We start from the raw sequence: 13,918 nt of genomic DNA, 5'->3' as shown, positions 1-13,918 counted from the left end.
ACGTTGCGCTACACTCCAACGCACTTCAATTCGGTCACCGCCATGCCGCGCCATCCCACCAAGATCGTTTCGTCCGAGCATCTCGTCTCCGAAGCCAGCGCGGAATTGTCGGAGTTCGAGTACGGCCTCATCATGGCGGGCAACGCGTTCAATCGCTGGATGGTGCGCTGCATGTCCGCGGCGGGCGCGAAGGACATGACGGCGGTGGAAGTGTCGCTGCTGCACCACGTGAGCCATCGCGACCGCAAGAAGAAGCTCGCCGACATCTGCTTCGTGCTGAACATCGAGGACACGCACGTTGCCACGTATGCGCTGAAAAAACTCGTCGCTCGCGGCTATGTGCAGAGCGAGAAATCCGGTAAGGAAGTGTTCTTTTCCGCGACGCCGGCGGGCCGCGAGCTGTGCGGCAAGTATCGCGAAGTGCGCGAAGCCTGCCTGATCGAGACGCTGCGCGAAAGCGGCCTCACCAACGAGCAGATCGGCGAGGCCGCGCAACTGATGCGCAACGCCTCCGGCCTTTACGATACGGCCGCGCGCGCGGCGGCCTCGCTCTAATAGACAGCGGATTCGGTGACGATCGCGTCGAGCGGCATGTCGTGCGTCTCGCGCGGCAAGGTCGCGCACAGACCCGATTCGTACGCGACGCCGATCGTCACCGGCCGCGCGCCGTTCGGCCACGCGGCGAGCGTGCGGTCGTAATAGCCGCCGCCGTAGCCCAGCCGATACCGGTCCGCATCGAAACCGACGCACGGAATCAGCAGCAGTTCGGGCACCACGGCTTTCTCTTCAGCGGGCACCGGAATACGGTAGCGGCCTTCTTTCATCGGCGAGTCGGCGCGCCAGGCGTGGAAGACCATCGGCGCGTGCGGTTTCACGACGACCGGCAGCGCGGCGCTGCGCGTGGCGTCGGCGGCGAGCCAGCGCGTGAGCGCGTCGCGCGCGTCGAATTCGCCCGCGACCGGCCAGTAAAACCCGACGCAGCGCGCTTCGTGCCGCGCGAGCACTTCCTGAAGACGGATCGCGAGCGCCTCGTTTCGTGCGTCCTGGCCGGCTTGCTCCTGTTGCGCCTCGCGCTTCGCGAGAAGGGTCGCGCGCAAGGCGCTTTTCGGCTCACGCTTGGGTTCGTCGCAAACGTTGCGTGCTATGCTTTCCTCCGATCTCAGGACCCGGTTCAAGACCATTCGCGCTCCAGAAATAAAGATGTCAAAACGCCTCAACCGAGTATATCTCGCGGTCGGCGCAGCCCTTGCCGCCGCGACGCTCGTCGCCTGCGGCACGGCCTCCGCCGTCCGTCCCGATGCAGATTTCTCCCCCACGTCCGACGACCGCGTCTTCCTGCAGCTGCGCGATGCCGCGCGCGCGAACGATGCGGGCAAGGCCGCGATGCTCGCCGCCCAGATTCCGAATTACCCGGCGCCGAGCTACATCGAATACTTCACGATCAAGCCGCAGCTTTTCGATTCGCAGGGCCACGCGCGCCTCGACGCGCCCGACGCGCCGGTGCTCTCGTTCCTGCAGCGCTACGACGGCCAGGCGATTGCGGACCGCCTGCGCAACGACTATCTCGTCGTGCTCGGCGGCCGTCACGACTGGAAGAACTTCGAGCAGCAGTATTCCCGTTTCGTTCTCAACGACGACACGCAGGTCAAGTGCTATGCGCTCGAAGCGCGTTTGTCGCGCGGCGAGAACGTCGCGGATGCGGCGCGCGCGCTGCTCGTCGAGCCGAAATGGTATGGCGACGGTTGCGTCGATCTGATCGGCGCGCTCGCGGCGTCCGGCCAGTTCACGAGCGACGATGTCTGGCAGCAGATCCGCCTTGCCTACGAGCAGAACTACACGTCGACGGGTTCGAATATCGTCGACGCGCTCGGCCAGGAAAAGCCGAAGGATTCGCTCTTCGACGACGCCGTCAACAAGCCGCCGCTCTATCTCGCGCGCGGCGTGATGCCCAACACGCCGGCGCATCAGCTGACGCTGCTCGCGGTCACGCGCCTCGCCCGCAACGATCCGGCGATGGCCGCCGCCACGTTCAGTTCCGTCGCGCCGAGTCTCACGCCCGCGGAGCGCGCGACCGGCTGGGGCACGATCGGCTATCAGGCGGCGATCAAGCGCATGCCGTCGGCGGCCGACTGGTATCGGCTGTCGGCGAACGCGCAATTGTCCAACCCGGCGTACGAATGGCGCACGCGCAGCGCGCTCCTCATCGGCGACTGGAACATGGTGCGTTGGTCCATCGAACAGATGCCGCCCACACTGCGCGCCCAGCCGTCGTGGGTCTACTGGCATGCGCGCGCCGTGAAGCAGGCCGGCGATACGGCCACGGCGAATCAGGAATTCCAGAGCATCGCCGATCAATACAACTTCTACGGCCAGCTCGCGCTCGAAGAGCTCGGTCAGAAGATCACGGTGCCGCCGCGCACCACGGTGTCCGACGCCGAGATCGAGCAGATGCAATCGGTGCCGGGCTTCGCGCTGTCGCAGCGTTTCTACGCGCTGAACATGCGGCTCGAAGGCAACCGCGAATGGAACTGGCCGCTGCGCACGATGACGGATCGTCAACTGCTCGCCGCCGCGCAGTATGCGAAGCGCATCGAGATGTTCGACCGCACGGTCAACACCGCCGACAAGACGAAAGCCGAGCACGATTTCACGCTGCGCTATCTGTCGCCGTTCCGCGATATCGTCGAGCGCGACGCGAAGGACACCAATCTCGACATCGAATGGGCGTACGGGCTGATCCGTCAGGAATCGCGTTTCATCATCAATGCGCGGTCGGAAGTCGGCGCGGGCGGCCTGATGCAACTGATGCCGGGCACGGCGCAACTCGTCGCGAAGAAGATCGGTCTTGGCACGGTGTCGCGCGCGCAGATGAACGACATCAACACCAATATCCTGCTCGGCACGAATTACCTGTCGATGATCTACAATCAATTCGATAACTCGCCCGTGCTCGCGACCGCTGGCTACAACGCGGGGCCGGGCCGGCCGAAGCAGTGGCGTCAGGACTTGCGCGCACCCGTCGAGGGCGCGGTTTTTGCTGAAACGATCCCTTTCACCGAGACTCGCGATTACGTGAAGAACGTGCTGTCGAACACCGTCTATTACGCGGCGCTGTTCGAAGGCCGTCCGCAGTCGTTGAAGGCGCGTCTGGGCTACATCGCACCCTGACCGTCTGAAACGAAGCTTCACGCCCGCGCGTCGAACGACAGGACGCGCGGGCGTTTTCATTTCTGCGCCGGCGTTCTGAACTGAAGCCGCATTCGTCAGGCCGCGACCCAAGAGGCGAACTATGCGACACCAACATATAGCGTTGATCGGCGGTTCGGGATTCATCGGCAGCCATCTCGTCAATGCGCTCGTCGATCTCGGCAAGAACGTGCGCGTCGCGACGCGACGGCGCTCGAACGCCGCGCATCTCACGCTGTTGCCCGTCGACGTCATCGAGACCGATGTGCACGATCCCGTGCAACTCGCCGCGTTCATCGATCAGAGCGATGCCGTGATCAATCTCGTCGGCATTCTTCAGGGACGGCGCGACGATCCGTACGGGCCGGAGTTCGCGAAAGCGCATGTCGAACTGCCGCGGAAGATCGCCGCCGCGTGCGAGGCGAAGGGCGTGCGGCGTCTGTTGCATATGAGCGCGATCGGCGCCGATCCGGCGGGCCCGAGCATGTATCTGCGTTCGAAGGGCGACGGCGAAAAGATCGTCCGAGAATCCGGACTCGACTGGACGGTCTTTCGCAGTTCCGTCGTGTTCGGTCCGGAGGACAATCTGCTGAATCAGTTTGCGTTTCTGGAACGCATGTTCCCGGTGATTCCGCTCGCTTGTGCCGATGCGCAGTTTCAGCCGGTCTTCGTCGGCGACGTGGCGAAGGCGATGGTCAACGTGCTCGATCTCGACGCCGCCAATGGCCATGTCTACGAGCTCGCCGGGCCGAGCGTCTACACGCTCGCGGAACTGGTGCGTTTCGCGGGCGCGACCATCGGCAAGCATTCGCGCATCATCAAGCTGCCGGAGAGCCTCGGCCGCCTGCAGGCGATGACGATGGAAATGGCGCCCGGCCAGCCCGTCATCTCGCGCGACAATCTCGATTCGATGAAGACGCCGAGCATCGCGAGCGGGCCGCTTGCGCCGGAACTGGGCATCGACGAGCCGGCGAGCATCGAGACCATCGCGCCGCTGTATCTGAGCGGCAACTCGCCGCGCTCGCGCTTCAACGGATATCGCGCAACCGCGCATCGTTAATCTTCTTTTTGTGATCGCATGAAACTCGTTATCGGTGACAAGTTCAATTCTTCCTGGTCGATGCGCCCGTGGGTGCTGCTCAAACATTTCGGCATCCCGTTCGAAGAGACGCTGATCCGCCTCGGCCAGCCCGACACGAAAGCGAAGATTCTCGAAGTGTCGCCGTCCGGCAAGGTGCCGTGCCTCATCACCGATGCGGGCGATTCCGTGTGGGAGTCGCTCGCGATCGTCGAAACGATCGCCGAGGCGCATCCCGAACACGCGATGTGGCCACGCGATGCGGCTCTCCGCGCGCGCGCCCGCAGCATCAGCGCGGAAATGCACGCGGGTTTCGCGGACTTGCGCGAGAACATGCCGATGGAAATCACGACGCGCGCGCCGGGCGCGGGCGCGACGCCGGGCGCGCTCGCGAACATCGCGCGCATCGAGGCGATCTGGGCGGAGTGCCTGGCGAAATCGGGCGGGCCGTTTTTGTTCGGCGAGTTCGGTATCGCGGACGCGATGTTCGCCCCGGTCGTCATGCGCTTCAACACCTACGCGCCTGAACTGAGCGCGACGTCGCTCGATTATGCGAAGCGCGTGACGGCGCTGCCCGCGGTCGCGGCGTGGATCGACGGCGCGCGCGAGGAAGCGCGATGAACATCTACGCAGTCGGCGGCGCGATCCGCGACGAATTGCTCGGCGTGCCGGTGGTGGATCGCGATTACGTCGTCGTCGGCGCGACGCCGGAGCAGATGGTGGCGCAGGGTTATCGGCCGGTCGGCAAGGACTTTCCGGTGTTTTTGCATCCGCAGACGCACGAGGAATACGCGCTCGCGCGCACGGAGCGCAAGACGGCGGCGGGTTATCACGGCTTCCAGTTCTACTATTCGCCGGATGTGACGCTCGAGGAAGATCTCGCGCGCCGCGATCTCACGATCAACGCGATGGCGCGCGAAGTCACGCCGGCGGGCGAGCTGACCGGTCCGGTGATCGATCCGTTCGACGGGCAGAGCGATCTGAAGAACAAGTTGTTCAGGCATGTCGGCGATGCGTTCATCGAGGATCCGGTGCGTATTCTGCGACTCGCGCGTTTTGCGGCGCGTTTCGCGGATTTCGATGTCGCGCCCGAAACCGCCGAGCTGATGAAGCGGATGGTCGCGGCGGGCGAAGTCGATGCGCTCGTCGCCGAGCGTGTGTGGCAGGAAGTGTCGCGCGGGCTGATGGAAAAGAAGCCGTCGCGCATGTTCGACGTGCTGCGCGGATGCGGCGCGCTCGCGCGGATTCTGCCGGAGGTGGATGCGTTGTGGGGCGTGCCGCAGCGCGCGGACTATCACCCGGAAGTGGATACCGGCGTGCACGTGATGATGGTGCTCGACTACGCGGCGTCGCAGGGATTCGCGTTGCCGGTGCGCTTCGCGGCGCTGACGCACGATCTTGGCAAGGCGACGACGCCGGAGCATGTTTTGCCGCGGCATATCGGCCATGAGGGACGCAGCGTCGACCTCTTGCGGCCTTTGTGCGAGCGCTTGCGCGTGCCGAACGAATGCCGCGATCTGGCGATGCTCGTCGCGCGTGAGCACGGGAATATTCATCGCGTGATGGAGATGGGCGCGGCGGCGCTCGTCAGGCTGTTCGAGCGATCGGATGCGATACGCAAGCCTGCGCGGTTTGCTGAAGCGCTACAGGCTTGTGTCGCGGATGCGCGTGGGCGGCTTGGGTTGGAGCAGCAGGCTTATCCGCAGGCTGAGCGTTTGCGGGAGGCGTTGGTTGCGGCTCGTGCGGTCGATGCCGGGGCCGTTGCGCAGGCGTTTGCTTCTAATCCTTCCAAGATCAAGGATGCCGTGCATGATGCGCGGGTCGCGGCGGTGAAAGGCGCTCTGGGGGTTTGACGGCTTCTTGTTTTGCTTTGTTTTGCTTTGTCCTGCGGTTCGTTTGTTTTTTGTTTTCGCCGGATCCCGTGTTCGTGTCGGTCGATTAGCGTTGCCCCTGTGCGGGGCGGCACCTACTTTCTTTGCTGCTGCAAAGAAAGTAGGCAAAGAAAGCAGCTTTTCAGGCCCGCGGTCACACGCAATTTGGGTAGTTCTCTCGTCCTCGATGGCACTCGCCTAAAGAGTGCCCTCATCACAATAACCGGGCTTGGATCGCGCACGGTCCGCCGCCCGAAACCGTTGAGAACGCCGGTTCAGCACGAAAGAGCTTCGGCACAGCGCTACGCGCTGCCGCCGGGTTTGCAAAGGAAGCCATCGGTTTGCGCGCGCAGTGCGATAAAGATGTTAGTAGCGAAGCACGCGCGGACCCGATTGACCGGTCGGCCGCGAAGCGGGCTGGAGCTATTTGGTGCTGAACCGGTTTGTTGTGTGGTGCGATGTGGCAGACCGTGCGCGAGCCAAGCCCAATTGGGCCTATGAGGGCACTCTTTAGGCAGCCCACGAAGGACGAGAGGACTACCCAAATTGCGTGTGACCGCGGGCGTATCAGGAGCTGCTTTCTTTGCTTACTTTCTTTGCAGCAGCAAAGAAAGTGAGTGCCGCCCCGCACAGGGGCAATGCTAATAGACCGACACGAATACGGGATCCGGCGAAAACGAAAGCAAAAGCAAAAGCAAAGCCAGGACCCAAAACCCTCAAAGCGCCCGCGCAATCAACGACAACAAAACCGACAACAGCAGCGTCGACATAAAGGGAAACGAATATTCCCGCCCAAATATCCGCAGCGTGAAATCTCCGGGAAGCCTCCCGATGCCGATCTTCTTGAGCCACGGCAGCGACCCCGAAAGAATCGCGAGCGCGATAAACGTAGTGAGCAGCCAGCGGATCATGATCGCTTACTCATAGCGTATGAGACCGATCGCCGGCCGAAAACGCATCCAGCATTCCGGGAATGCCGCGCGAAAACGCGACCACCTTGAACAACTCGCCCATTTCCGCCTCCGAAAGCAGCTTCTGCACGGCATTCGCAGCAGGCAAAAAGCGCTTCACATCAGCGGGATCGAGACCGCTGAGCACATCGGTGATGCCGGCATTCATCAGAAACCGCGCCTGCGACGTAAATCCGAGCAAATCCGCACCCGCTTCGACGCCTGCTTCCGCGATGCCCGTAAACTCGACATGCGCCGTGATGTCCTGCAATCCCGGATACAGAAACGGATCCGAATGCGCGCGATGCCGGTAGTGACACATCAGCGTGCCCGCCGCGCGCTGCGCGTGATAGAACTCGCGTCGCGGAAAACCATAGTCGATGAAAAATGCCGCACCGCGCACAAGCATCGTGCAGACGGTCTTCGTGAACGCGAGCGCGGCCTCGTGCGTCTCCGTCACATATTCGGCAAAAGGCTCGTCGTTGGCTTCATCGATGGCGGCATCGATCAGTTCGACCTGCGCGTCCGGCGCGATCGGCCGGTCATCGAAGGCAAAGCGGTCGTTCAGCGCCACGACGCCACGCTCGTGCCACGCGCCGAGCTTGCGCACGACCAGACGCACAGGCATCGCGTCGAGCACTTCGTTGCCGATCACGACGCCCTCGAACGCATCGGGCAGCGCGTCGAGCCATTTCACCTTCGCGGCGAGCGCCGGCGCGTCCTTCTCGATGGTCTCGCGCTGACGTTCGCGCAACTCGCCCGAAAGATCGACGATCGTGTAGCTGTCGAAGGCGACATCGAGTTCGGCGAGCGCGTTCACCAAGCCCGCCGCGAGCCTGCCGGTGCCCGCGCCGAATTCCATCAACTGCTTCGTGTCGCTTTGTTGCAACGCCTGCGCGACAGGCCGCGCGAGCGTCGTCGCGAAAAGCGGGGACAGTTCCGGCGCGGTGACGAAATCGCTGCCGTCTTCCGCGCGGCGGCCGAATTTCATTGCTCCGCCGCCGTAATAGCCGAGGCCGGGCGCGTACAGCGCGAGGTCCATATAGCGGTCGAACGGCAACCAGCCGCCCGCCGCGGCAATGCGCCTGCGGATCAGGTCGGTGAGCGCTTCGGACTGCGCGAGCGCGTCGGCGCCCGGAGCAGGTAAACTATCGGATTGTCTGGCATTCGGATTCATCCCAGTATTGTAAATGAGCGCTTCCACGCCGTTTTCTTCCGTCAACACGTCGTCATCCGGTTCCGTTTCGCGTGCGCGCGCCGTGCTCGTGACCGGCGCGGCGAAACGCATCGGGCGCGGCGTCGCGCTCGAATTCGCGCGGCAAGGCTGGGATGTGGTCGTGCATTACGGCCACTCGGCGCATGAAGCGCGCGAAACCGTCGCGGATATCGAGTCGCTCGGGCGCCGCGCGGTTGCACTGAAAGCGGATCTCGCCGTCGAGGCCGAGGTAGAACGGCTCGTGCCGGCGTGCGCCGAAGCGTTCGGCGGTCTGAACTGCGTGGTGAACTGCGCGTCGCGTTTCGACGAAGATACGGCCATCGACTTCGGCTACGCGAAGCTGCTCGAGATGACCGCCGTCAACGTCGCGGCGCCGCTCACGCTCGCGCGCATGCTGCACGAGATCACTCCCGAGTCCGCAACCGTCGATGACGCGCAACGCGGCGTCGTCATCAACGTGCTGGATCAGAAGCTGTACAACATGAACCCGGACTACCTGTCGTACACGCTGACGAAGGCGGCGCTCGAAAACGCCACCATCGCGCTCGCGCAGGCGCTGGGTCCGAAACTGCGCGTCGTCGGCCTCGCGCCCGGTCTGACGCTGATTTCCGCCGGGCAGACGCCCGCGTCGTTCGAGACGGCGCATCGCGTGACGCCGCTCAACCGCGCATCGACGGTCGACGACGTCGCGCAGGCCGCGTGTTATCTCGCGAACGCGCACGGCGTGACCGGCACGACGCTCGTCGTCGACGGCGGCCAGCATCTCGTGCCGAGTCCGCGCGACGTCATGTACATGATCGGCGCGCAAAAGTCCTGAAACGCGCCACTGAATATTGGAACCAACATGCTTGCCGCACTTTCGCACCCCCGGCTGACCGATTGCCGGCGGCTTTTTCTGCGTAACTACGAAGTTCGCATCAACATCGGTGTGCATGACTTCGAAAAGCGCGGCGAGCAACGTGTCGTCATCAACGTCGAGCTGTACGTGCCGCTCGCGCTGTCGACGCCCGTCGCCGACAAGCTCGCCGAAGTCGTCGACTACGATTTCATGCGCTCGACCATCGCCGAGCGCGTGAAGCGCGGACACATCCATTTGCAGGAAACGCTGTGCGACGACGTCGCGGCCGCGCTGCTCGCGCATCCGAACGTGCGCGCCGTGGCCGTGTCGACGGAAAAGCCCGACGTCTATCCCGATTGCGACGCGGTCGGCGTCGAAGTCTTCCGCATCAAAGAGGAACGAGCATGAACGCGCGCGACACGATCGAAGCCGCAGCCGAAACCGCAGAAGCGCAAAAGCCGGTGCGCGAGGCGCTGACGAAGCGCCAGCAAAAGGAAGCGTACGAGAACAACAAGCTGTTCAAGCGCATCGCGCGCCAGGTCGGCGAGGCGATCGGCGACTTCAACATGATCGAGGAAGGCGACAAGGTCATGGTGTGCCTGTCCGGCGGCAAGGACAGCTACGCGATGCTCGACATCCTCATGCGCCTGCGCGAGCGCGCGCCGATCAACTTCGAGATCGTCGCCGTCAATCTCGATCAGAAGCAGCCGGGCTTTCCGGAACACGTGCTGCCGGAATATCTGAGCAAGCTCGACATTCCGTTTCATATCGAGAATCAGGACACGTACAGCATCGTCAAGCGGCTCGTGCCGGAAGGCAAGACGACATGTTCGCTCTGCTCGCGACTGCGCCGGGGCATTTTGTATCGAGTCGCGGGCGAGCTCGGCGCGACGAAGATCGCGCTCGGACATCATCGCGACGACATCCTGCAGACGCTGCTGCTCAACATGTTCTACGGCGGCAAGCTGAAGGGCATGCCGCCCAAGCTGCAATCCGATGACGGCAAGAACATCGTCATTCGTCCGCTCGCGTACGTGAAGGAAGTCGATCTCGAAAAATACGCCGAACTGCGCGAATTCCCGATCATTCCGTGCAATCTGTGCGGCAGCCAGCCGAATCTGAAGCGCGCGGAAATGAAGGCGCTGGTCCGAGAATGGGACAAGCGTTTTCCGGGGCGCGTGGAAAACATGTTCAACGCGCTGTCGAACGTGGTGCCGTCGCATCTGATGGACAGCAAACTTTTCCCGTTCGCCGGATTGCGCGCGACGGGCGAGGCCGATCCGCAAGGCGATATCGCGTTCGACGAGGAACCGTGTGCGACCGAACCGTCAGGAACGTCCGGCACGGTTTCAATTGTGCAGTTCGACGACCTGTAACCTTTATCCAATAAGGCGCAGCGTGGGTTTCGCCGCATTGCGCCAAAGAGCCGCGTGATAAATTGGCGGCTCGTCATACCAGCAAGGCTTTCAGCGATGAACATCGTGATTCTGGCTGCCGGCATGGGCAAGCGCATGCGCTCCGCCCTGCCGAAAGTGCTTCATCCATTGGCGGGCAAACCGCTGCTCGCGCACGTCATCGATACGGCGCGCACGCTGTCGCCGACGCGGCTCGTCGTCGTCGTCGGACATGGCGCGGACAAGGTTCGCGAGGCCGTCGGCGCGCCGGACGTCCAGTTCGCTCTGCAGGACAAACAACTCGGCACGGGACACGCCGTGCAGCAGGCGCTGCCGCTGCTCGATCCATCGGTTCCGACGCTCGTGCTGTACGGCGACGTGCCGCTCACGCGTGCGAGCACGCTCGAACGTCTGATCGCCGCCGCGGGCGCGGAGCGCTACGGCGTCCTGACCGTGAACGTGGGCGATCCGACGGGCTACGGGCGCATCGTGCGCGACGCCGCGGGCAAGGTGAAGAAGATCGTCGAGCAAAAGGATGCGAGCGAGGAAGAACGGCGCATCGCGGAAATCAATACGGGCATCGTCATCACGCCGACGCGCACGCTCGAATCGTGGCTCGCGTCGCTGAAGAACAACAACGCGCAGGGCGAGTTCTATCTGACGGACGTCGTCGAGCGCGCGATCGAAGCGGGCGTCGAAGTCGTCACCGCGCAGCCGGACGCCGAATGGGAAACGCTCGGCGTGAACAGCAAGATCCAGCTCGCGGAGCTGGAGCGCATCCATCAGCGCAACGTCGCGAACGCGCTGCTCGATGCGGGCGTGACGCTGATGGACCCGGCGCGCATCGACGTGCGCGGCACGCTCGAATGCGGCGCGGATGTGTCGATCGACGTGAACTGCGTCTTCGAAGGACGCGTGACGCTCGCCGACAACGTGACGATCGGCCCGAACTGCGTGATCCGCGACGCGACCATCGGCGCGGGCACGCGAATCGATGCGTACACGCACATCGAAGGCGGCAAGACGGGCGCGAACGTCGTGCTCGGTCCGTACGCGCGGCTGCGTCCGGGCGCGACGCTCGGCGATGAAGCGCATGTCGGCAACTTCGTCGAAGTGAAGAATGCGGTGTTCGGGCGCGGCTCGAAGGCGAACCATCTCAGCTATATCGGCGATTCGGATGTCGGCGCGCGCGTGAACATCGGCGCGGGCACCATCACCTGTAATTACGACGGCGCGAACAAGCATCGCACGGTGATCGAGGACGACGTGTTCGTCGGCTCGGATACGCAACTGGTCGCGCCGGTGCGCGTGGGCCGCGGCGTGACGATCGCGGCCGGCACGACAGTATGGAAGGACGTTGGCGAAGGCGAGCTGGTGCTCAATGAGAAGTCGCAAGTGAGCAAGACGGGCTACGTGCGCCCGGTCAAGAAGAAGTCGTAAGGCTGTACGTCAGATTCAGCCCAACGCGCGCGGCGCATCGTGCATCGCGCTTTCGAATGCAAGTCTCAGAGGAAGAACGTCCATGTGCGGAATTGTCGGCGCGGTAGCGCAACGTAACATCGTCTCGGTGCTGGTCGAAGGTCTGCGCCGGCTCGAATATCGCGGCTACGACTCGTGCGGCGTGGCCGTTCTGAGCAACGGCGAGCCGCGCCGCGCGCGCAGCGTCGCGCGCGTATCCGATCTCGACGCGCAAGTGCGCGAGACGAACCTCGGCGGCATGACCGGCATCGCGCACACGCGCTGGGCCACGCACGGCGCGCCCGTCACCGACAACGCGCATCCGATCTTCTCGCGCGATACCGTCGCGCTCGTGCACAACGGCATCATCGAGAACTACGAGTCGCTGCGCGAAATGCTGAAGGGCAAGGGCTACGAGTTCGTGTCGCAGACCGACACCGAAGTCATCGCGCATCTGATTCACAGCATGTATCGCGGCGATCTCTTTCAAACCGTGCGCGAGGCCGTGAAGCAACTGCACGGCGCGTATGCGATCGCGGTGATGCACCGGAATCAGCCGCATACGGTCGTCGGCGCACGTCAGGGTTCGCCGCTCGTCGTCGGCGTGGGCGAGGGCGAAAACTTCCTGGCTTCCGATGCGCTCGCGCTCGCCGGCAGCACGGACCGCTTCGCGTTCCTCGAAGAAGGCGATGTTGTCGAGATCGGTCTCGAAGGCGTGAAGATCGTCGATCGCGAAGGTGTACCCGCCGAGCGCGAAGTGCGCGTGGTGACGGCGTACGGCGGCGCGGTCGAGCTCGGGCCGTATCGCCATTTCATGCAAAAGGAAATTTTCGAGCAGCCGCGCGCGATCACCGACACGATTCCGCAAGCCGACGAGTTCAGCCCGAGCCTCTTCGGTGAAGCGGCGCGCGACGCGTTCTCGCAGGTCGACAGCATTCTCATTCTCGCGTGCGGCACGAGCTACTACTCGGGCGTGACGGCGAAATACTGGCTCGAATCGATCGCGAAGATTCCGACGCAGGTCGAGATCGCGAGCGAATATCGTTATCGCGAATCGGTGCCGAATCCAAAGGCGCTGGTCGTCGTGATTTCGCAATCGGGCGAAACCGCCGACACGCTCGCCGCGCTCAAGCACGCGCAGTTGCTCGGCCACAAGCACACGCTCGCCGTGTGCAACGTCGCGACGAGCGCGATGGTGCGCCAGACCGAACTCGCATTCCTGACGCACGCGGGCACCGAAATCGGCGTGGCATCGACGAAGGCGTTCACGACGCAGCTCGTCGGTCTCTTCGTGCTCGCGGTGACGCTCGCGAAGATGCGCGGTCACGTCGACGCGAAGCGCGAAGCGGCGTACTTCACGCAACTGCGCCACTTGCCGGCTGCGCTGAACAGCGTGCTCGCGCTGGAGCCGCAGATCATCGCGTGGTCGGAAGAGTTCGCGCGCAAGGAGAATGCGCTGTTCCTCGGCCGCGGCCTGCATTATCCGATCGCACTCGAAGGCGCGTTGAAGCTCAAGGAAATTTCGTACATCCACGCTGAAGCGTATCCGGCGGGCGAGCTGAAGCACGGGCCGCTCGCGCTCGTCACCGAGGCGATGCCGGTCGTGACCGTCGCGCCGAACGACGCGCTGCTCGAAAAGCTGAAGTCGAACATGCAGGAAGTGCGCGCGCGCGGCGGCGAACTGTACGTGTTCGCGGATGCCGATACGCGCATCGTCAGCGAGGACGGCATCCATGTGATCCGCATGCCGGAGCATTACGGCGCGTTGTCGCCGATCCTGCACGTCGTGCCGCTGCAGTTGCTCGCGTATCACACGGCGTGTGCACGCGGGACGGATGTCGACAAGCCGCGCAATCTGGCTAAGTCGGTGACGGTGGAATAAGGTCGGTTGATCGGCTGAAAAAGAATAAAGAGGTCCGCGCATGTC

The 13,918-nt window shown here is 63.7% G+C and carries 13 protein-coding genes; 10 read left to right on the top strand and 3 right to left on the bottom strand.

What is annotated here, in order from left to right; translation table 11 throughout:
- Nucleotides 1-42: 42 nt before the first annotated feature.
- Nucleotides 43-555: a winged helix DNA-binding protein gene (locus LDZ23_RS13335; RefSeq protein WP_008352632.1), complete on the top strand. Its 513-nt coding sequence runs from the start codon at nt 43-45 to the stop codon at nt 553-555.
- On the opposite strand, the gene LDZ23_RS13330 is transcribed toward LDZ23_RS13335, so the two are convergent.
- On the bottom strand, nt 552-1,181 hold the full coding sequence (locus tag LDZ23_RS13330; protein WP_008352633.1) for a 5-formyltetrahydrofolate cyclo-ligase: 630 nt from the start codon (nt 1,179-1,181) through the stop codon (nt 552-554). The two genes, LDZ23_RS13335 and LDZ23_RS13330, sit on opposite strands and share 4 nt — an antisense overlap.
- Nucleotides 1,182-1,200: 19 nt before the next feature.
- On the opposite strand from LDZ23_RS13330, the gene LDZ23_RS13325 reads away from it, so the two are divergent.
- The 4 genes from LDZ23_RS13325 to LDZ23_RS13310 all read left to right on the top strand — a co-directional run bounded on the left by LDZ23_RS13325 (nt 1,201) and on the right by LDZ23_RS13310 (nt 6,117).
- Nucleotides 1,201-3,168 (top strand): lytic transglycosylase domain-containing protein, encoded by a 1,968-nt coding sequence (locus LDZ23_RS13325; RefSeq protein ID WP_008352634.1) that lies wholly within the window; start codon nt 1,201-1,203, stop codon nt 3,166-3,168.
- A 121-nt stretch (nt 3,169-3,289) separates the two neighbouring features.
- Complete coding sequence (locus LDZ23_RS13320) at nt 3,290-4,246, top strand: complex I NDUFA9 subunit family protein (protein ID WP_008352635.1); 957 nt, start codon at nt 3,290-3,292, stop codon at nt 4,244-4,246.
- A gap of 18 nt (nt 4,247-4,264) precedes the next feature.
- Complete coding sequence (locus tag LDZ23_RS13315; RefSeq protein ID WP_008352636.1) at nt 4,265-4,885, top strand: glutathione S-transferase family protein; 621 nt, start codon at nt 4,265-4,267, stop codon at nt 4,883-4,885.
- Complete coding sequence (locus LDZ23_RS13310; RefSeq protein ID WP_008352637.1) at nt 4,882-6,117, top strand: multifunctional CCA addition/repair protein; 1,236 nt, start codon at nt 4,882-4,884, stop codon at nt 6,115-6,117. Before LDZ23_RS13315 ends, LDZ23_RS13310 begins: the two co-directional genes overlap by 4 nt.
- Nucleotides 6,118-6,851: 734 nt before the next feature.
- On the opposite strand, the gene LDZ23_RS13305 is transcribed toward LDZ23_RS13310, so the two are convergent.
- On the bottom strand, nt 6,852-7,046 hold the full coding sequence (locus LDZ23_RS13305; RefSeq protein ID WP_008352638.1) for a DUF2905 domain-containing protein: 195 nt from the start codon (nt 7,044-7,046) through the stop codon (nt 6,852-6,854).
- Nucleotides 7,047-7,056: 10 nt separating this feature from the next.
- Nucleotides 7,057-8,262 carry a class I SAM-dependent methyltransferase gene (locus LDZ23_RS13300; protein ID WP_244807670.1) on the bottom strand — a complete coding sequence of 402 codons (1,206 nt, stop codon included), beginning with the start codon at nt 8,260-8,262 and terminating at the stop codon, nt 7,057-7,059.
- A gap of 13 nt (nt 8,263-8,275) precedes the next feature.
- Between LDZ23_RS13300 and LDZ23_RS13295 the strand changes: the two genes are divergently transcribed.
- The 5 genes from LDZ23_RS13295 (at nt 8,276) to glmS (ending at nt 13,873) form a co-directional block, all read left to right on the top strand.
- Nucleotides 8,276-9,118 carry an SDR family oxidoreductase gene (locus tag LDZ23_RS13295; protein ID WP_008352640.1) on the top strand — a complete coding sequence of 281 codons (843 nt, stop codon included), beginning with the start codon at nt 8,276-8,278 and terminating at the stop codon, nt 9,116-9,118.
- A 27-nt stretch (nt 9,119-9,145) separates the two neighbouring features.
- Nucleotides 9,146-9,547, top strand: coding sequence for a dihydroneopterin aldolase (locus LDZ23_RS13290; RefSeq protein ID WP_008352641.1), 402 nt, complete (start codon nt 9,146-9,148; stop codon nt 9,545-9,547).
- The gene (gene ttcA, locus LDZ23_RS13285; RefSeq protein WP_008352644.1) at nt 9,544-10,515 is read left to right on the top strand and encodes a tRNA 2-thiocytidine(32) synthetase TtcA; all 972 of its coding nucleotides are present in this window, start codon (nt 9,544-9,546) and stop codon (nt 10,513-10,515) included. The genes LDZ23_RS13290 and ttcA overlap by 4 nt, the downstream gene beginning before the upstream one ends.
- A 96-nt stretch (nt 10,516-10,611) precedes the next feature.
- Complete coding sequence (glmU, locus tag LDZ23_RS13280) at nt 10,612-11,973, top strand: bifunctional UDP-N-acetylglucosamine diphosphorylase/glucosamine-1-phosphate N-acetyltransferase GlmU (RefSeq protein ID WP_008352645.1); 1,362 nt, start codon at nt 10,612-10,614, stop codon at nt 11,971-11,973.
- An 82-nt stretch (nt 11,974-12,055) separates the two neighbouring features.
- Nucleotides 12,056-13,873 carry a glutamine--fructose-6-phosphate transaminase (isomerizing) gene (gene glmS / locus LDZ23_RS13275; RefSeq protein WP_008352648.1) on the top strand — a complete coding sequence of 606 codons (1,818 nt, stop codon included), beginning with the start codon at nt 12,056-12,058 and terminating at the stop codon, nt 13,871-13,873.
- Nucleotides 13,874-13,918 lie beyond the last annotated feature (45 nt).

It is taken from the genome of Caballeronia zhejiangensis (assembly GCF_022879815.1).
Classification (GTDB): domain Bacteria; phylum Pseudomonadota; class Gammaproteobacteria; order Burkholderiales; family Burkholderiaceae; genus Caballeronia; species Caballeronia zhejiangensis.
Note: the sequence above shows the minus strand (reverse complement) of the source record. Positions and strands in the feature narration are given on the sequence as shown.